The 17,848-nt window shown below is 64.9% G+C and carries 12 protein-coding genes and 2 pseudogenes; 7 read left to right on the top strand and 7 right to left on the bottom strand.

From position 1 onward, the window contains the following. Nucleotides 1-10: 10 nt before the first annotated feature. A complete protein-coding gene (locus ACZ5KU_RS21725; RefSeq protein WP_416769797.1) occupies nucleotides 11-1,447 on the bottom strand; it encodes an NAD-dependent succinate-semialdehyde dehydrogenase in 1,437 nt (478 codons plus the stop codon). Between the two features lie 264 nt (nucleotides 1,448-1,711). Here ACZ5KU_RS21725 and ACZ5KU_RS21720 point away from each other — a divergent pair, with 264 nt between their 5' ends. Continuing rightward, entirely contained in the window at nucleotides 1,712-2,755 is a 1,044-nt protein-coding gene (locus tag ACZ5KU_RS21720) for a LysR family transcriptional regulator (RefSeq protein ID WP_464736247.1), read from the top strand. Here the strand turns inward: ACZ5KU_RS21720 and ACZ5KU_RS21715 are convergent. Further along, nucleotides 2,644-3,537 carry a LysR family transcriptional regulator gene (locus tag ACZ5KU_RS21715; protein WP_464736246.1) on the bottom strand — a complete coding sequence of 298 codons (894 nt, stop codon included), beginning with the start codon at nucleotides 3,535-3,537 and terminating at the stop codon, nucleotides 2,644-2,646. The genes ACZ5KU_RS21720 and ACZ5KU_RS21715 overlap by 112 nt on opposite strands. A gap of 94 nt (nucleotides 3,538-3,631) precedes the next feature. Here ACZ5KU_RS21715 and ACZ5KU_RS21710 point away from each other — a divergent pair, with 94 nt between their 5' ends. Both ACZ5KU_RS21710 and ACZ5KU_RS21705 read left to right on the top strand, forming a co-directional pair. Further along, nucleotides 3,632-4,819, top strand: a complete 1,188-nt coding sequence (locus tag ACZ5KU_RS21710) for an MFS transporter (protein ID WP_054060265.1) — start codon at nucleotides 3,632-3,634, stop codon at nucleotides 4,817-4,819. 63 nt (nucleotides 4,820-4,882) lie between these two features. Next, nucleotides 4,883-5,569, top strand: a complete 687-nt coding sequence (locus ACZ5KU_RS21705; RefSeq protein ID WP_464736245.1) for a phytanoyl-CoA dioxygenase family protein — start codon at nucleotides 4,883-4,885, stop codon at nucleotides 5,567-5,569. Between the two features lie 48 nt (nucleotides 5,570-5,617). Here ACZ5KU_RS21705 and ACZ5KU_RS21700 read toward each other — a convergent pair whose 3' ends face one another. Together ACZ5KU_RS21700 and potE are read right to left on the bottom strand one after the other, a co-directional pair. Next, nucleotides 5,618-7,903: an Orn/Lys/Arg family decarboxylase gene (locus ACZ5KU_RS21700; protein ID WP_054060267.1), complete on the bottom strand. Its 2,286-nt coding sequence runs from the start codon at nucleotides 7,901-7,903 to the stop codon at nucleotides 5,618-5,620. Then, the gene (gene potE, locus ACZ5KU_RS21695) at nucleotides 7,896-9,296 is read right to left on the bottom strand and encodes a putrescine-ornithine antiporter (RefSeq protein WP_054060268.1); all 1,401 of its coding nucleotides are present in this window, start codon (nucleotides 9,294-9,296) and stop codon (nucleotides 7,896-7,898) included. The genes ACZ5KU_RS21700 and potE overlap by 8 nt, the downstream gene beginning before the upstream one ends. A gap of 223 nt (nucleotides 9,297-9,519) precedes the next feature. Between potE and ACZ5KU_RS21690 the strand changes: the two genes are divergently transcribed. From ACZ5KU_RS21690 to ACZ5KU_RS21680, 3 genes and pseudogenes are all read left to right on the top strand, one after another. Continuing rightward, nucleotides 9,520-10,020 (top strand): sigma-70 family RNA polymerase sigma factor, encoded by a 501-nt coding sequence (locus ACZ5KU_RS21690; protein WP_054060269.1) that lies wholly within the window; start codon nucleotides 9,520-9,522, stop codon nucleotides 10,018-10,020. Nucleotides 10,021-10,060: 40 nt separating this feature from the next. Continuing rightward, the gene (locus ACZ5KU_RS21685; RefSeq protein ID WP_054062830.1) at nucleotides 10,061-11,044 is read left to right on the top strand and encodes a FecR family protein; all 984 of its coding nucleotides are present in this window, start codon (nucleotides 10,061-10,063) and stop codon (nucleotides 11,042-11,044) included. A gap of 132 nt (nucleotides 11,045-11,176) precedes the next feature. Continuing rightward, a pseudogene (locus tag ACZ5KU_RS21680) lies at nucleotides 11,177-13,590 on the top strand (TonB-dependent siderophore receptor). A gap of 57 nt (nucleotides 13,591-13,647) precedes the next feature. On the opposite strand, the pseudogene ACZ5KU_RS21675 reads toward ACZ5KU_RS21680, so the two are convergent. The 3 genes and pseudogenes from ACZ5KU_RS21675 to ACZ5KU_RS21665 all read right to left on the bottom strand — a co-directional run bounded on the left by ACZ5KU_RS21675 (nucleotide 13,648) and on the right by ACZ5KU_RS21665 (nucleotide 17,003). Beyond that, nucleotides 13,648-14,798: pseudogene (locus ACZ5KU_RS21675) on the bottom strand (MFS transporter). Between the two features lie 132 nt (nucleotides 14,799-14,930). Beyond that, nucleotides 14,931-16,082: a M14 family metallopeptidase gene (locus ACZ5KU_RS21670; protein ID WP_054062828.1), complete on the bottom strand. Its 1,152-nt coding sequence runs from the start codon at nucleotides 16,080-16,082 to the stop codon at nucleotides 14,931-14,933. A 552-nt stretch (nucleotides 16,083-16,634) separates the two neighbouring features. Next, nucleotides 16,635-17,003: a DUF6124 family protein gene (locus ACZ5KU_RS21665; protein ID WP_054062827.1), complete on the bottom strand. Its 369-nt coding sequence runs from the start codon at nucleotides 17,001-17,003 to the stop codon at nucleotides 16,635-16,637. Nucleotides 17,004-17,132: 129 nt separating this feature from the next. Here ACZ5KU_RS21665 and ACZ5KU_RS21660 point away from each other — a divergent pair, with 129 nt between their 5' ends. Beyond that, nucleotides 17,133-17,789: a LexA family protein gene (locus ACZ5KU_RS21660; RefSeq protein ID WP_464736244.1), complete on the top strand. Its 657-nt coding sequence runs from the start codon at nucleotides 17,133-17,135 to the stop codon at nucleotides 17,787-17,789. The last annotated feature ends 59 nt before the right edge of the window (nucleotides 17,790-17,848 follow it).

Below are 17,848 nucleotides of genomic sequence, written 5' to 3'. Positions count from 1 at the left end.
TCGGTTTTCCTCAGATCTGGCTGATGAATTTGTGGGTGAGGTAGTGTTCGATGCCTTCGATTCCTCCTTCCGAACCGTGGCCGCTTTCCTTCAGGCCGCCGAACGGCAGCTCGGTGGCGACGATGCGGTACTGGTTGATGCCGATCATGCCGGCTTCCAGCCCATCGGCGACGTCGATGGCGGTGCGGGCATCGCGGGTGAAGGCGTAGGCGGACAGTCCGTAGGGCAGGCGATTGGCTTCTGCCAGTCCGTCGGCCAACTGATCGAACGGCATCAGGATGGCGATGGGGCCAAAGGGTTCTTCGTGCATGACCCGCGCCTCCATGGGCACATCGACCAGCACCGTGGGTGCGAAGAAGAAACCGGGGCCTGGCAGCGGCTCTCCGCCGGCGAGCACCCGCGCGCCCTTGGCGACCGCATCGGCGACCAGCTCTTCCATCTTGGCCAGTTGCCTCGGGTTGGCGAGCGGCCCGACCTGGGTCCGGGGATCCAGGCCATTGCCGATGCGCAGGGCCTGGGTCGCGGTCACGAATGCATCGACGAACGGCTGGTACACGCCGCGCTGGATCAGGAAGCGGGTGGAGGAAATGCACACCTGGCCGGTGCCGCGAAAGCGGTTCGCCACGCCTTCCAGGGCGGCCTTTTGCACATCGGCGTCGTCGAATACCAGCACCGGCCCGTGGCCGCCCAGTTCGAGGGTGATCGGCTTGACCCCCTCGGCCGCCCGGGCGGACAGCAGGCGGCCGATCGGTACCGAACCGGTGAAGGTCACCTTGCGGATGACCGGCGAGGCGATCAGGTGGCTGGAGACCTGGTCCGGCACGCCGAACACCACCTGCAGCACACCCTTGGGCAGGCCGGCGTCGTCGAGGGCCCGGGCCAGCGCCAGAGCGGTGGAGGGGCTTTCCTCGCCGGGCTTGAGAATGACGCTGCAGCCGGCTGCCAGGGCTGCCGAAAGCTTGCGGGCCGGGGTGATCGCCGGGAAGTTCCACGGGGTGAAGGCGGCCACCGGGCCGATCGCCTGGCGCTTGACCAGTTGCAGCACGCCCGGCCGGTTGGCCGGCACCACACGCCCGTCGATACGCCGGGCGCTTTCGGCGAACCATTCGAAGTACTCGGCGGCCCGGGTGACTTCATCCATCGCCTCGGCAAGCGGCTTGCCTTCCTCCAGGGTCATTTGTGCGGCGATATGCGCGGCCCGCTCCAGGATCAGGTCGGCGGCCCGCTTGAGTACCTTGGCGCGCTGGTCGGGCACGGTCTGGCGCCAGGTGGTGAAACTCTGTTGCGCGACGTCGAGGGCACGATCCAGGTCGGCGAGGGTGGCCAGCGGTACCCGGCCGATTTCGGTTTCGGTGGCCGGGTTGATGACGGCGGCGGTCGCCCGGCCGTCGGTGCCGATCCATTCACCGCCGATGAAAAGGTAGAGCGAGTCGTAGGTCGTATTCATTACTGTGGCCTTCATTAATGTCGGGAATGGACTGCGCGCTGCTGCGGCGGGTCGAGGAGGCCGTTCAGGCGATCCGTGCAATCCAGTCTATGGAGGACCACCCCGTTGATTTAGCCGGGCGGGAGGAAAGCACTGTTGTGCACAGAGGAAATATCCGCCGGGCGATATGCGGTACTCTCAGCCCCCAACCGCCGTCACTTGCCGTCCGGGCTTGCTGCATGGCATCGATCGAACACGCCGGGCACGGGCATCGGGAGGTTAGGCATGGACAAGTTTGCGAACATGGTGGTGTACGTGAAGGTGGTCGAGATGGGCAGCTTCACCGCCGTGGCGAACCACCTCGATTCGACGGTGGGCAATGTGTCGCGGGCCGTTTCCGCGCTCGAGTCGCTGCTCAACACCCGCCTGCTGCAGCGTTCGACGCGGCGTCTGTCGGTCACCGATGCCGGTCGCCGGTTCTATGAGCGCTGCACGGCGATCCTGGCCGACCTTGAACACGCGGAGGCGGAGGCCGGCAGTGCGCTGCAGGAGCCCAGGGGCACGTTGCGGGTGCATTGCGTGCCGGGGCTGGCCCGCCACCTGGTGACCCAGGCCGTGCTCGGCTATCGCCAGGACTACCCGCAAGTCTCGGTCGATCTGCTGCTGTCCCAGCGCATGCCCAACCTGCTGGAGGACCAGTTGGACCTGTCGATCCTGATCGCCCGGACGCTGCCGGACTCGGCCTACGTCAGCCAGAAAGTCGGGGTCAGCCACTGTGTGCTGGTCGCGTCCCCCGAATACCTGGCGACGCATGGGGTTCCCGCGCAACCGGAGGATCTGGTCGATCACTCATGCCTGCTGCTGGGCACCGTCGATTACGCCCGGGATGAATGGCAGTTGAGCAGCAAGGCCGGCAGCACGACCTTCGTGCCGGCCGGGGCGAGCTTCAGTGTCAACGACATGGAGGCCATGGCGGTGGCGGTGCGCGAAGGCGCGGGCATCGGCCTGCTGGCGGGCTTCTCGGCGATTGACGAGCTGCGTTCGGGCAGGCTGGTGCGGGTGTTGCCGGACTACCATACGCAGGAGCGCAACGTGTATGCCGTCTACTCCTCACGGCAGTTCGTCGACGCGAAAATCACCCGCTTCATCGAGATCCTGAAGACCCGCGTGGGGGGCAGTTGGCAGCGATTGCCCGGGAACTGGTCGGCGATTGACCCTCACATCCTGTGGTGCTCCAGCAGGAAATCCACGAACACCCGGACCCGGGCCGTCATCGCCGTCCCCCCGACGAACACCGCATGGATCGGCTCGCGGTCCCCGGGGTTGTAAGCCTCCAGCAGCGGTACCAGCCGACCGCTTTTCAACTCGTCGGCTACCGAAAAGGCACCGATGCGCGCGATACCGGCGCCGAGCAGGGCCAGTTGGGTCAATGCCTCGCCGCTGCTGCATTCGATATTGCCGGCGATCTTCAGTGAGAAATGCTGTCCATCGCGCAGAAACGGCCAGTCGGGCTCGGCCCGGCGGAAGCTGAAGCGCAGGCAGTTGTGCTTGAGCAGGTCTTCCGGTTCGCGGGGAACGCTGTGGCGTTCCAGATACTCGGGTGAAGCGACCACGACCTGGCCGGTTTCGCCGATGCAGCGGGCGCTCAGGGGGCTGTCGGGCAGATGGCCGAAGCGCAGGGCGACATCGGCCTGGCCGCCGAGGATGTCGACGACCTCGTCGCCGAGCATGAGGTCGACCAGGATCTTCGGGTAGCGGGCGCTGAAGGCCGCGATCAGCGGTACCACGGTCAGTCGCCCATGGGCCAGTGCCGCACTGACCCGCAGCCGCCCCCTTGGCACGCCCTGGTCGGTGATCGCTTCCTCCACTTCATCCATGTCGGCCAGGATGCGCCGTGCACCGCGCAGGTACGCTTCGCCCTCAGCGGTGAAGGTGATGGCGCGGGTGGTACGCAGCAGCAGGCGGGTGCCGATGCGCTGTTCGGTGCGGGCGATGATCCGGCTCACTGCCGACGGGGTCAGGCCCAGGGCCCGCGCGGCGGCCGACAGGCTGCCGGCCTGCGCCACCTTGACGAACACCTCCATTTCGCCGGATCGGCCGTTGAAATCCATTTGTGCCTCGCAAGCAAAGGTGATTGTCGTGAAGGTGGGCTACTGCCAGGAAGTTACGAATTGTAGCATTTGCGGCACAGATGAGGAGTCAACCATGCGTATCAATCCCCCCCTTGTAGCTCTCTCCATCGGTGCCTTCGGCATCGGTGTCACGGAGTTCGCCCCCATGGGCATGTTGCCGAGCATTGCGGCCGATCTCGGTGTTTCGATTCCCGCGGCCGGGCTGCTGGTCAGTGCCTATGCGATGGGTGTGCTGATCGGTGCGCCGTTGATGACCCTGGCCACGGTCAGGGTGCCGCGGCGTTACCTGCTGATCGGCCTGATGGCGATTTTCGCCCTCGGCAACCTGATGTCGGCGCTGGCCACCAGTTACGAAAGCCTGCTGGTCGCCCGGGTGGTGACCTCGCTCAACCACGGCGCGTTCTTCGGCGTCGGCTCGATCGTCGCGGCCAGCGTGGTCCCGCCGGACAAGCGCGCGGGCGCGGTGGCGGCGATGTTCATGGGGCTGACCCTGGCAACCATCGGTGGCGTGCCGTTGGCGACCTGGTTCGGTGAGCTGATGGGCTGGCGCACGGCGTTCTGGGGCATTGCCGCCCTGGGCCTGGTGGCGATGGTTTCGCTGTGGTTCGCCCTGCCCAACCTGCCGTTGCCGAAGAACGACGGCGTGCTGGCCGAGATTCGCGTGCTGGGGCGAGGGCCGGTGCTGTCGGCGTTGGCGCTGACGGTGGTCGGCTCGGCGGCGATGTTCACCGTGTTCACCTACATCGCGCCGATCCTGAGCAGTGAGACCCATGCATCGACCAGCTTCATTACCGGCATGCTGGTGCTGTTCGGCGTGGGCCTGACCCTGGGCAACATGTGGGGCGGCAAGGCGGCGGATCGCTCGATCGACCGTACGCTGATCGTCTCGCTGATGGTGCTGATCGGTGTGTTGCTGGCGTTCTCGGTGCTGGTGCGTTGGCCGTTGCCGGCCGCAGTGGCTATTCTGGTCTGGGGTATCGCCAGTTTTGCCCTGGTCCCGCCGTTGCAGATGCGCGTGATGGAAGCGGCCAAGGATGCGCCCAACCTGGCCTCCGCGGTGAACATCGGTGCATTCAACTTCGGCAACGCCATCGGTGCCGCGCTGGGTGGGGCGGTGATCAATGCCGGGCTGGGTTATCCGGCGATCTCCCTGGCGGGGGCGGCGATGGCGGCACTGGGCCTGGTGATGGTGCTGGTGTTTGCCTGGCGCTCCCGGGCCGCGGTGGCGCGGCCCGAAGGCGAGGTGGATGCGACCGCTTGACGAGCGCCGCGCAGTTCCGGACATTGCTGGCAATGGAATCGAACTGACGGAGCCCGGACCCTGATGATTGACCGCAAGCAACTGCTTCGGGACGGCCATGTCCTGCTGCGTCAGGCGATCCCGACGCCGTGGCTGGATGAGCTTCGCGCGGTGTTCGACGCGGGTATCATCCCTTCGGCGCAATGGCCGGTGCCGCGAGGCATGGACTGGCGGCATTCGCTGCTGGACCTGGAGCCGAAGGTTCAGGCGGTCTGCCATCTGCCACAGGTGCTGGCGGCCGTTGGCGAGTTGATCGGCGAGCGGTTCTTCCTGTCCCAGGTGGAGGGCCGCGAACCGCTGGCCGGTGGCGGTCAGCAGCAGTTGCACCGCGACCTGTCGGCACTGCGGCCAGGCGACACCGTCAACTTCCTGGCCTATCTGGACGACTACGGCCCGCACAACGGCGCGACGCGGATCGTCCCCGGCAGCCATCGCCCGCAGCCGGCAGCGCCACCGGTCGACTTCAGTGACGAGTCCGGCGCCGTGCAGCTTTGCGGCCGGGCGGGTGACATCCTGGTATTCGATGCCGACCTGGTGCATGCGGGCACTCTGAACATCGGCGGCGGGCACCGTCGCTCGTTGCTGGGCACCTACTTCTCGGAAAAACTGTACGCCTCGCACCTGGAAACCGTGAGGCTGCGCAATGTCCGGATGGACACCCGCGAACGCTTCGAACCCGCGGATTACCCCTGGCAAGGGCCGCTTGCCTGACCGGCGCCTGCCGGCAGCATCGGCTACCGGCAAGCGCCGTCAACTCCCCTACTTGATGACCAGCAGCCGGTACACCCCGCCCTGGCTCTCGATGCCGTGGGTGTCATGGGCGAAGGCCGGGAACGCCCGGTCGAAACTCTCCAGGGCGCGCAGGTAGGTCAGTTGCGGGCCGTCCAGCGGTCCGGCGTTTTCACCGGGCATCAACAGCGGGATGCCGGGCGGGTAGGGCACGATACCGGTGGCGACCACGCGGTTGGTGGCTTCTTCCAGCGTCACCAGCTCCACCTCGTCCTTCACCAGTTTTTCGTAGGCCTCCACCGGGCTGTACACCGCCTTGGGCAAGGCGGCGAAGGCGTTGGCCATGGCGCTGGTGGTGCTGTGCTGCTTCATGGCCTGGAAGATCCGCTCGCACAGGTCCTTCAGGCCCAGGTGCTGGTACTGGTCCGGGTGCGCCTGGGCGAGGTCGGGCAGGCACAGTTCCAGGTCGAGGTTGGTGTCGTAGTCGCGCTTGAAGTCGAGCAGGGCGTTGACCAGCGTGCCCCACTTGCCCTTGGTGATGCCGATGGAGAACAGGAAGAGAATGGTGAAGTCGGTGGTCTTCTCCACCACGATGCCCTGGCGCGACAGGTAGGCGCTGAGCACGCAGGCGGGGATGCCGAACGGCAGCAGCTTGCCGTCGTCGCCCATGCCGGGGGTGAGCACCGACACCTTGATCGGGTCGAGCATGCAGTAGCCGTCCTCGATGTCGCCGAAGCCGTGCCACAGCTCGTTCGGGTGCAGTACCCAATGCTGCGGCTCGCTCTTGAGGCGGGCCGGATCGACCTTGTGGAAGTCCACGGTCTGGCCGTCGACCTTTGCCGACGGTGGCTGCCAGCAGGAGAAGAACCACTGCCCCTGGCTGGCCAGGTCGGCATGCATGCGTGCGATCACCTGGCGGAAGGAGATCGCTTCCTCGATCGATTCGTTGGTAAGGATCTGCCCGCTGGGCGCGCTCATCATCGCCGAGCTGACGTCGCACGAAGCCATGATCGCGTAGTTCGGCGAGGTCGAGGCATGCATCATGAACGACTCGTTGAAGCGTGCGTGGCTGATGGCCTTGCGGCCGTTGCGCACGTGGATCATCGAGGCCTGGGAGAGGGCCGCGAGCAGCTTGTGGGTGGACTGGGTGGCGAACACCGTGGGCTTGTCGGCGTTGTGTTCGTCCGGGTCGCCGTGCATGGCGAAGCGGTCCTTGTACAGCGGATTGAAACGGGCGTAGCCGTACCAGGCCTCGTCGAAATGCAGGCGGTCGACGCTGGCACCGAGCAGTTCCTCGACGCGGGTGACGTTGTAGCACAGGCCGTCGTAGGTGGAGTTGGTGATGATCGCGTGCATCGGCGTCCGGTCGATGCCGGGCTTGACCAGCGGGTTGCGCGCAATGGCCTCGCGGATGGCCCCGGCTTCCAGGGTTTGCGGCAGGATCGGGCCGATGATGCCGTAGCGGTTGCGGGTCGGCTGCAGGTAGGTGGGCAGCGCGCCGGACAGGGTCATGGCGTGCTCGGCGGACTTGTGGCAGTTGCGGTCGCAGAGGGCGATCTGGTTGCGGGTGACGCTGGCCATCAGGATCACCCGGTTCGAGGTCGAGGAACCGTTGGTGACGTAGTAGGTGCGATGCGCGCCGAAGACCTTGGCGGCGTAGCGCTCGCCCTGGCCGATGGGGCCGGAGTGGTCGAGCAGCGAGCCGAGTTCGCCGACCGAGATCGACAGGTCCGAGCGCAGCAGGTTCTCGCCGAAGTACTCGTAGAAGGCCCGGCCCGCGGTGCTCTTGAGGAACGCCGTGCCGCCGGCATGGCCCGGGGTGTGCCAGGAGTATTCGTAGGAGCGCGAGAAGCGCAGCAGCGCCCCGAGCATCGGCGGCAGCACGGCCTGGCGGTAGCGTTCGATGGCCGCCAGGATACGGCCGCTGAGGAAGCGGCTGGTGTCTTCCGGCAGCCAGATGAAATCGTCGGCGTGCTGCATCACCACCAGCGGAATATTGCTGGCGGTGCTGCGGTCGCTGATCAGGAACACCGGTACCCGGGTGTTGCGTTCGCGCAGGTTGTGCAGCAGGTCGATGCACTGCTGGTGGCCTTCGCTGTGGTCCATGCCCCAATTCAGCAGCAGGCACTGGATGGCCGGGTCCGAACGGAGAATGGCGGTGGCGTCGGGCAGAGACTCGGACAGCAGCACGCTGATCGAGCGTTCTTCCACTTCGGTGATCAGCTGGCCAAGGGCACGGCCGAACACGGTGCGTTTGTCGGGGGCGGTGCTGACCAGCAGGGCCAGCATGCCGAGGTTGCTCCGGGGCTCACTCATGGAGGGTCTCCAGGCGGGACGCGGCCCGCTCTTCATGGCTGATGTGCCGGGCGCTGACCGATTGCACCGGCACGCTGACGCGGCCTTCGGTTTCCAGGCGGATCAGGCGGTTGTTGACGAAGCCGAACAGGGTATAGCCGAAGAAGGTCGCCAGCCCGCCCCACATCAGCGCCTGCTCACCGGAGCTGAACAGCGCCAGGTAGCTGTAGGCCGCGGCGATCAGGGCGACGATGTTCGAGGCCAGGGCCTTGCCCGGCGGCACGTTGGCGGCTTTCTGGATGGTCATCAGCGCGGCCATCGACAGGATGTACGGCACCAGGTTGGTCACCACCGCCAGGTTCACCAGCACATCGAATTGCTTGGACAGGTCCGGGCTGATGGTCAGCAGCCCGATGGCGGTCTGCGCCGCCAGCAGGATCAGCATGCCGATGATCGGCGTACCGGCCTTGTTGACCTTGGCGAACACCGGGATGAAGTAGCCGGTGTCGGCGGAACTCTTGAACACCTGGGCGATGGTGAACTGCCAGCCGAGCAGCGAGCCGACGCAGGCGATCACCATCAGGCCCATCACCACGTTGCCCACCGTCGGCGTGAACAGTTGCGCGAAGGCCAGGCCGAACGGCGCGGTGGAGGAGACCAGCGCGGCATTGTCGACGATGCCGGCGATGGCGTTGGTGGAGGCGATGTAGATGACCGCCGCGCCGAGGGTGCCGCCGAGCACGGCGATGGGCACGTTACGCTCGGGGTTTTCCACCGCATCGGTGTTGGCGCAGGCCGACTCCAGGCCGAGGAAGGCCCACAGGGTAATGGCCACCGAGGCATTGGCCGCCTGCCACCAGTTCAGGTCGTGGGGGTTCCAGGCCGCCATGTACCTGGCGCCGTCGAACCAGAACCAGCCCGCGGTGGAAATGAACAGCACCGGCGCGATCACGCCCCACACCGTCACCGCACCGATGCGCCCGGTGATGCTGGCGCCGCCGAAGTTGGCGAAGGTGGTGAGCCAGAGCAGGGCGATGGTGGCCAGGCAGATCTGCACCGGCGTGAGGGTGAGGTGGAACAGGGTCTGGATGTAGCCGACCGCGGTGATCGAGATCGCCACGTTGGCGATCAGCAGCGACAGGCCGTAGGTGTAGTTGGTGATGTAGTTGCCGCCCTTGCCGAAGGTGTATTCGGCGTAGCCGCCCATGCCGCCGGTCTTGCGGCTGAGCATGCCGCAGCGGGCGAAGGCGTAGGCCAGGGCCAGGGAGCCGGTGGCGGTGACCAGCCACGACAGGATCGAGATGCCGCCCACCTCCGCCAGCTTGGTCGGCAGCAGCACGATGCCGGAGCCAAGCATGTTTACCGCGGTGAGCATGGTCAGTTGTATGACACTCATCTTTTTCGCCGTAGCCATTCCATTTCCTCCAGATACGAGGGCGGTGTTTACCGGCAGGTCCCGATCGCTGGCATTCCGTTGCCCTACTAGAAAAGGTGAGTGGGTTTAGCTATAGCAGAGCCGTTGCGCTAAGCAAGAATGTTTCCAATTAACGCCGGCTTGTCCGCTCGGCGTTTGTAATGAATTGCGGGTATTAATAGGAAGCATTATTATTCACGCCCCGCCTTCATCGCCCGTCGCCATGAACCTCCAGCCACCTCGCAGACCCGGCTTTTTCGAGCACTACGAAGAATTGATCGGCACCTGGACCCGCCGACTGCGCAACCGTCAGAAAGCCGAGGACCTGGCTCACGATACGTTCGTGCGGGTATTGGAAAGCCGGGCCGACAGCGTCGAGCAGCCGCGCGCCTACCTGCACCAGACCGCGCGCAACATCGCGGTGGATGCCTATCGCCGCGAAGACCGGCGCGGCGCCCTGGAACTGGACGCGATCGATCACAGTGCGCCGCCCAGCGGCGACCCGGAGCATTTCATGCACGCCATCCAGCTGGCCGACTCCATCGAGCGGGCATTGGCCGAGTTGCCCGTCAACTGTCGCAAGGCGTTTGTCTGGCAGAAGATCGAGGGCCTGAGCCAGGCCGAGATCGCCGAACGCCTGGGGCTGTCCAAGAACATGGTCGAGAAGTATATGATCCGCACCCTGCGGCATCTGCGCGAGCGTCTGGACGAGCCGGGGCAATGATGGGCGAGGCGATGCAAACTTCATTCGGACAGGACTTTCCATGATGGATACCCGTGATTGCACCTGCGATGCCAACACGGTGCGTGAGGAGGCCGCCGCCTGGTTCGTGCGTGTCCAGGAGGCGCCGCTGAGCGCCGTGCAGCAGGCCGAGTTCGATGCCTGGCGTAACCGGCACCCGCTGCACCAGGAGGAGTTCGACCTGCTCCAGGGGCTCTGGAGTGCCACAGACCTGTTGCCCCGGGCACGCCTGCAGGCACTCTGCGAGGTGCCGCCGGAGCGTTCGCGGCGCCGGCCGCTGCTGCGTTATGCGGTGGCCGCCGGAGTGCTGGCGGTCGCCGTCGGGCTGGGCCTGTTCAGCGGGCTGAATCATCCGGCGCCCTACAGTGCGACCTTCGCCACGGTGCTCGGCGAGCGTCGCCAGGTGGCCCTGCCCGATGGTTCGGTGATCGATCTCAACAGCCGCAGCCGGGTGCGGGTGAGCTATGAACGCGATCGGCGTTCCGTCGAGCTGGAGCAGGGCGAGGCGCTGTTCAGCGTCGAGCACGACAGCAGCCGGCCGTTCGTGGTGCAGACCGGCGTCGGCAAGGTGACGGTGACCGGGACCCGCTTCGACGTGCGTCGCGATCCGACGCAGACGCGGGTGGTGGTCGAGGCGGGGACGGTCAGGGTCCAGGGGCGCAACGCCCGGGACGACGAGTTCGTAAGCCTCACCGCAGGCCTCGGGACGCGGGTCGATGCCCAGGGAAATGTCGCGGCGGCCCAGGCGGTCGACCCCGGGGAACTGACCGCCTGGCGCAGTGGCAAGCTGGTGTTCAACAACGCCAGCCTGGCCGACGTGGTCGCCGAGGTCTCGCGCTACCGGGACAGGCCGTTGACGGTGGCGAACCCGGCGGTGGGCAATCTGCGCCTGACCAGCGTGTTCAAGCTCAACGACACCGATGCCTTGCTCAAGGCCCTGCCGAACATCCTGCCGGTGGCCGTGCGCAGCCGTGCCGACGGCTCGCAGGAAATAATTTCAAAATAGATTCAGGTTTTTTTCGAGTTCGTCGTCTTCTGTCCAACTGCAACTGGTTTGCATTAACGCTCGCATCTATTGGCGAACAACAGGACAAGGTCAGACGTGAACAACAATAAACCCAACGCGCTTTACCAGGCGATCCGTAGTGCACTGCCCAGCTCCCAGGCCCTGGCCCTCGTGCTGGCGGTGACCGGCGTGGCGACCCTGAGCCAGGCGGCCCGGGCCGATACCGCCATTCATATCCAGGCCCAGCCGCTGGCGTCGGCCTTGAGCCAGTTGGGTCAGCAGGCCTCTTTGCAAGTGTTCTTCAATCCGCAACTGGTGGCCGGCAAGCAGGCCCCTGCGGTGGACGGCAACCTGTCGCCGGAGGAGGCGCTGAACGTGCTCTTGCGCGGCAGCGGCCTGGACTACGACCTGCAGGACGGTTCGGTGACCCTGCGTCCGGCCACCCCGGCCGCCAGCGGCTCGCTGGAACTGGCACCGCTGGACGTCAAGGTGGTGGGTGACTGGCTCGGTGACGCCGACCAGGCGATCGTGCAGAACCATCCGGGCGCGCGCACCGTGGTCCGCCGCCAGGCAATGATCGAGCAGGGCGCGATGAACGTGAAGGACGCGCTCAAGACCGTGCCCGGCGTGCAGGTGCAGGAAAACAACGGCACCGGTGGCAGCGACATTTCCCTCAATGTCGGTGTGCGCGGCCTGACTTCACGGCTGTCGCCACGCTCCACCGTGCTGATCGATGGCGTACCGGCGGCCTTCGCGCCGTATGGCCAGCCACAGCTGTCGATGGCGCCGGTTTCGGTCGGCAACCTGGACAGCATCGATGTGGTGCGAGGGGCCGGCTCCGTGCGCTACGGACCGCAGAACGTCGGCGGGGTGATCAACTTCGTGACCCGGGCGATCCCGCAGAAATTCTCCGGCGAAGTCGGCACCACCCTGGAAACCACCCGCTACGGTGGCGTCAAGCACCTGGACACGGCGTTCCTCGGCGGTACCGCCGATAATGGTTTCGGCGCAGCCTTGCTGTATTCCGGGGTGAAAGGCCAGGGCTACCGCGAGAGCAACAACGGCAACGACATCAACGACGTGCTGCTCAAGACCCACTGGGCGCCGACCGATGTCGACGATTTTTCGCTGAACCTGCACTACTACGATGCCAACGCGGACATGCCCGGCGGCCTGACCCAGCAACAGTACGATGCCAAGCCGTACCAGTCGGTGCGCGACCATGACAATTTCACCGGTCGGCGCAAGGACATCTCCTTCAAGTACAAGCGGCAGGTGGATGACCAGACCCAGGTCGAGGTGCTCACCTACTACACCGACAGTTTCCGTGGCAGCAACATCGCTGCCCGTGACCAGAAGACCCTCGGTTCCTTCCCGCGCAGCTACTACACCCTTGGCGTCGAGCCACGGGCCTCGCGGGTGTTCGAACTGGGCGAGACCAGCCAGGAAGTCAGCGTCGGCTACCGCTACCTGCGCGAAGCGATGCACGAGTCGACCAGCCGGCTGGCGCTGGTCAACAACGTACCGACCGTGACCCCGACGTCCGACGGCCATATCTATCAGGACCGTACCGGTGGCACCGAGGCCAATGCCTTCTACATCGACGACAAGATCGACGTGGGCAAGTGGACCATCACCCCGGGTATCCGTTTCGAGCGGATCAACACCGACTGGCATGATCGTCCGGTGCCGGGCACGAACGGCGTGCGGGTCCAGGAGAAGAACCGCAGTGTCGAGAGCAACGAGCCGCTGCCGGCGCTGAGCGTGATGTACCACCTCTCCGATGCGTGGAAGCTGTTCGCCAACTACGAGACCTCGTTCGGCAGCCTGCAGTACTTCCAGGTGGCCCAGGGCGGCAACGGCGACAGTACCGCCAATGGCCTGCGGCCGGAAAAGGCCAAGACCTACGAGCTGGGCACACGTTATGACAGCGGCATCTGGGGGGAGAGGTGACGCTGTTCTACATCGACTTCGCCGATGAGCTGCAGTACGTCAGCAACGATGTGGGCTGGACCAACCTGGGGGCGACCAGGCACCAGGGGGTCGAGACGTCCGTGCACTACGATCTGTCGGCGCTGAACCCGGCACTCGACGGCCTGACCGCGAATGCCGGCTACACCTACACCAAGGCGACCTCCCAGGGCGACATTCCAGGGTTCAAGGATCGTGACCTGCCGCTGTATTCACGCCAGGTGCTCAACCTCGGACTGCGTTATGCGATCAACCGCTGGACCTACAACCTCGACGGTTTCGCCCAGTCGGCCCAGCGTGCACCGGGGACCGGCACCAATGCCGACGGCAGCTTCAACGGCAACTACATCACCCAGCCGACCGCTGACGGACAGTACGGCAACATTCCCGGCTACATGACCTGGGACGTGCGTGGGGCGTATGACTTCGGTGCACAGTTGTCGAACCTGAAGCTGGGGGCGGGAGTGCGCAACGTGTTCGACCAGCGCTACTTCACCCGCTCCAGCGACAATAACGCGGGGATTTACGCGGGTGAGCCAAGGACGTTCTTCGTGCAGGCGAGCGTCGGCTTCTGACCGGTTCGCCTCCCGGGTCGAAGCCCGGGAGGCGCTGCCCTACAGGATAGGAAAGCCTCAGACCCGCAGGATCCTGCCGCTGATCGCCACGCCCACCAGCATCAGCGCAATCAGCAGGAACGCCAGGTTCAGGCTGCTGGCGTGGGCGATGAAGCCGATCGCCGCCGGCCCGCCAGGATTCCCGCATAGCCCAGGGTGGTGATCGCCGGCACGGCGATACTTTCCGGCATGACCTTCTGCTTGCCTACGGCGGTGTACAGCACCGGCACGATGTTCGAACAGCCGGCACCGACCAGGGCATAACCGACCAGCGCCGCTTCCCAGGCCGGGGTCAGGGTGGCCAGGGCCAGTCCGGCGGCCGCGGTGATGCCGCCCAGCACGATCACCCGTTTCGCCCCCAGGCGCCGGACGATGGCATCGCCGGTCAGCCGGCCGAGCGTCATGGTCAGGGCGAAGGCGGCATAGCCGAGCCCGGCATAGGCGTCCGGTACCTGGCGCTCGGCGCTGAGGAACACCGCGCTCCAGTCCAGCATCGCCCCCTCGGCGAGGAACACGATAAAGCACAGCAGGCCGATGAACAGCACCACGCCGTGGGGTACGGCGAAGGCCGGGCCAGTGCTCTCACTGCCATAGGGCAGCAGGTGGGGGGCGGCCTTGAGCAGCGACAGCAGCAGGAACAGGATGACCACGCCGATGGCACCCAGCGGTGACAGGCCCAGGCCGAGCAGGGCGCTGACCCCGGCCGCACCGGCGATGCCGCCGAGACTGAACAGGCCATGAAAGCCCGACATCATGGTCTTGCCGCTGGCCCGCTCGACGATCACCGCCTGCAGGTTGACGGTAGAGTCCACCGTGCCGAGCCCGGCGCCGAACAGGAACAGGCTGAACACCAGCCAGGGCACCGAGCTGACGGTCGCCAGCAGCGGCAGGGCGGCGCAGATCAGCAACGTGCCGATGGTCAGCACGCGGCGGCAGCCGAAGCGCCCGGCCAGGGCACCGGCCAGCGGCATGGCGATGATCGAACCGACGCCGAGGCACAACAGCAACAGGCCGAGGGTACCTTCGTCGAGCCCGGTGCGGGCCTTGGCATAGGGCACCAGCGGGGCCCAGGCGGCGACGCCGAAGCCGGCGATGAAGAAGGCGATGCGGGTCGACATCTGTTCCAGGCGCCCCGGTCGGGTAGGGGCGTGGGAGGTGAGGGCAGTCATGAGCAATCCTTGTCCGGTACGGCGGCCCACGATGGGCTCTCTTGCTGTGGCCTTTTGCGGGAGTCGGCAGGCCGGCTCCCGCAAGGGCGGCTTCCAGAGTTCGATGGCCGCGCCAGGTAAACAGTTCCAGCGCTAGCGCAGGCGTCCGACGATATCGGCGATGCTGCTCAGCACATCCTTGCCCAGTTGTGCCGAGCGTTTGCCCGACCAGCCGGTACGGGCGTCCGGGGCGTCGTCGTTGTCCTTGAAAGGCATTTCCAGGGTCAGCGACAGGCAGTCGTATTGCTGGCCGACGCTGTTGCAGGCCAGGGTCATGTTGGCTTCGCCGGGCAGGTCGCGGGTGTAGCCGTGGGTGGTCTGGAAGTCCCGGGTGAGGGCACTCAGGTGGCTACGAAAATGCTGTTCCAGCTCGGCGATCCGTGGGGTGTAGCCCGGGTTGCCCTCGCAGCCGGCGGTGAACACATAGGGAATCTCTTCATCGCCGTGAATGTCGAGAAACAGGTCCACGCCATACTGGGCCATCTGCTGCTGGACGAAGAACACTTCCGGGCTGATTTCCGGGCTGGCGTTCTGCCACGCGCGGTTGAGGTCCTGGCCCATGGCGTTGGTGCGCAGGTGGCCGTGGAATGCGCCGTCCGGATTCATGTTCGGCACCAGGTACAGGTCGGCGGCGTCCAGCAGGGCGTTCATCTCTGAATCGTCGCGGTTCTGCAGGCGTTCGATCACGCCCTCCATGAACCATTCGGCCATGTGTTCGCCGGGGTGCTGCTGGGCGATCAGCCAGACCTTGCGCTTGCCCGCGTCGCCGTTGCCCTTGCGCAGCAGCTGGATGTCCCGGCCTTCGGCGCTCTTGCCGATGGCCAGCAGTTCGCTGCCGGCATGGGTCAGGGCCTGTTCGACCAGCCTGTCATGCCGCTCGCGGCTGTAGGGTTCGAAGTAGGCGAACCAGGCCTGTGGCTGTTTCGCCTGGAACTGGATGTGCAGGCTTTCGCCGTCGAAGCGCGTGTCGGTACGAAACCAGTCCTGGTGATCGTGGGAGGCGGCGGCGCGATAGCCGGTCCAGGCCTTGTTGTAGGAGGACTGGCTGGCGTTGGTCAGTTCGAAGGTATAGGACTGGCCAGGTTGCAGGCCCTCGACCTTGAAGTGGAACCACTGGAAGTGCTGGCTGCGGGTGTCCGGCTCGATGGCCAGCAGCAGGTGTTGCGGGTTGCTGGCGTCCAGCACCTGGATGTTGCCACTGTCGAAGTCACTGCTGATTTTGAGTGAGGGCAGAACCACGGTCATAGTCTGTGTACCTGAATATGATGTCTTGTGGTTGCTACTGTACACGGCAAGCGGCTATTGGCCGAGGCATGTCGGATTTGATGCGGGGGAAGGGGGCGTCGTCCCTGACGCTGGGTCAGGGTAGTGTTTATGATATTGATTCTCAAGTACTTCAGGTTTTTTTCCGATCGATTGTCGGGGCTGGCGGTCTTTCATTGGCTGATGGTCCTTTGCTATTATGCGCGCCATCGCGACTGCCCCATCAAGATGGCAGCGCCCCAGTCTTCATTAGCCTGAAGCCGAACCCGTAAAACGGGTGCAAAAAAAGACCCGGCAAAAAGCCGGGTCAAAAACCGTGATTAGCCTGATGAGGAGATAATCCAGGAGTCCGACCTAAGGTCTCCAGGTTTATCGACTGATCTCGCGACCAGTTGCTTGCAATAATAATCATTATCATTTGCAAGTCAAATGTTTTTCTGTCTCTTCTGGAAATTATTTTTCCAGCCCTCTCTCCAGACTTCGATGTTCCTCTGTCATCGGCCCTGTATCGGCCGTCGTTACCGTGCACGCGCGTTATGGCGCCGGGTATTGCACATTCATGGCGCGGTCGACCATGGCTTTGGCCATGTCGATCATGTGCACCACCGAAAAGGCCAGATCGCGGGAAGAGCCCTGCAGGGCGTCGGCTGCTTCATACGCGGTGGCGGCGGCGCAGCGCAGCAGGTCGGAGGCATAGATCATCGCCTCTTCGGCGCTGAGGTTGTGGCGTACGGCGAACAGCCGGTCTTCACAGACACGGCGCGGATTGCCCTCGGCAATCGAGCTTGAAACGGTTGGTTTCAAATAATAGTCGAGCGCCCGTCGGGCCGCGGGCCCGTCCCTGAGCGAATCGTAGGGGGGCGTGGTGTCGATCTCGGTCTTGGTCTTGGTGCTGGAAGTCATGGAGAGCCTGCCTTTGAGGGGGAATTCGAAACAGCAGGTGCAGATTAGTACCAACTGTACTCATTCGCTTGTTGGATATAATACATTTTGTGTATTGATCCCCCGAGTACAGCCCGTATTGTGCCGTCCATGGATAAATGGATTGCACTGGTGAGAGCCAAGCTGCGCGAGCTTGACCTCACGCAAGAAAAACTCGGAGAACGCGTTGGGGTATCCCAGGGCGGTGTCGGTCATTGGTTGAACAAGCGCCGCCAGCCGGACCTGGAAACCATGAACAAGGTGTTCCTGGCCCTGGGGCTTGGGCATCTGGAAGTCGCGCTGGTGATCCGCGACCGTTCGGTGGCGGTACAGTTGCCTGCCGAGCGTGATGGGCAGGCCTACGACACCACGTCGGCGTTCCGCTACCCGGTCAGTGACTGGCGCTCGGTGGTGAGAACCCTTGAGCCGGGGACCGACGACGAGGTCGCGCAGTACTACGAAGTGGCCGATCACTACGCCTCGGGCGCGGCGTTCTGGCTGAAGGTGGCGGGTGATGCGATGACCGCGCCGCTGGGCATCAGCGTGCCGGAAGGCATGCTGATCCTGGTGGACCCTGATCTGCAGGCCGAACCGGGCAAGTTGGTGGTGGCCCGACTGCGCGACAGTGAGGAAGCGATCTTCCGGCAGTGGGTGCAGGAGGGGGGCCAGGATTACCTGAAGCCGTTGAATCCGACGTATCCGAAAATCCTGTTTACCGACGACTACAGCATTATCGGTGTAGTCGTACAGGCAACAGCGAAGTTCTGATGGTTTTACACGGATCTTCAGGCGGTTACTTCTGTAGGAGCAGGGCTTGCCCGCGAATG

It is taken from the genome of Pseudomonas sp. Tof1 (assembly GCF_055390395.1).
The sequence above is the reverse complement of the archived record's forward strand: the minus strand, read 5'-3'. Positions and strand labels throughout refer to the sequence as shown.

Coding starts and splice junctions, on each gene's coding strand:
- ACZ5KU_RS21670 (WP_054062828.1), bottom strand. CDS start 16,082: ATGACCGTGGTTCTGCCCTCACTCAAAATCAGCAGTGACTTCGACAGT.
- ACZ5KU_RS21685 (WP_054062830.1), top strand. CDS start 10,061: ATGATGGATACCCGTGATTGCACCTGCGATGCCAACACGGTGCGTGAG.
- ACZ5KU_RS21715 (WP_464736246.1), bottom strand. CDS start 3,537: ATGGATTTCAACGGCCGATCCGGCGAAATGGAGGTGTTCGTCAAGGTG.
- ACZ5KU_RS21665 (WP_054062827.1), bottom strand. CDS start 17,003: ATGACTTCCAGCACCAAGACCAAGACCGAGATCGACACCACGCCCCCC.
- ACZ5KU_RS21725 (WP_416769797.1), bottom strand. CDS start 1,447: ATGAATACGACCTACGACTCGCTCTACCTTTTCATCGGCGGTGAATGG.
- ACZ5KU_RS21690 (WP_054060269.1), top strand. CDS start 9,520: ATGAACCTCCAGCCACCTCGCAGACCCGGCTTTTTCGAGCACTACGAA.
- ACZ5KU_RS21710 (WP_054060265.1), top strand. CDS start 3,632: ATGCGTATCAATCCCCCCCTTGTAGCTCTCTCCATCGGTGCCTTCGGC.
- ACZ5KU_RS21705 (WP_464736245.1), top strand. CDS start 4,883: ATGATTGACCGCAAGCAACTGCTTCGGGACGGCCATGTCCTGCTGCGT.
- potE (WP_054060268.1), bottom strand. CDS start 9,296: ATGGCTACGGCGAAAAAGATGAGTGTCATACAACTGACCATGCTCACC.
- ACZ5KU_RS21700 (WP_054060267.1), bottom strand. CDS start 7,903: ATGAGTGAGCCCCGGAGCAACCTCGGCATGCTGGCCCTGCTGGTCAGC.
- ACZ5KU_RS21720 (WP_464736247.1), top strand. CDS start 1,712: ATGGACAAGTTTGCGAACATGGTGGTGTACGTGAAGGTGGTCGAGATG.
- ACZ5KU_RS21660 (WP_464736244.1), top strand. CDS start 17,133: ATGGATAAATGGATTGCACTGGTGAGAGCCAAGCTGCGCGAGCTTGAC.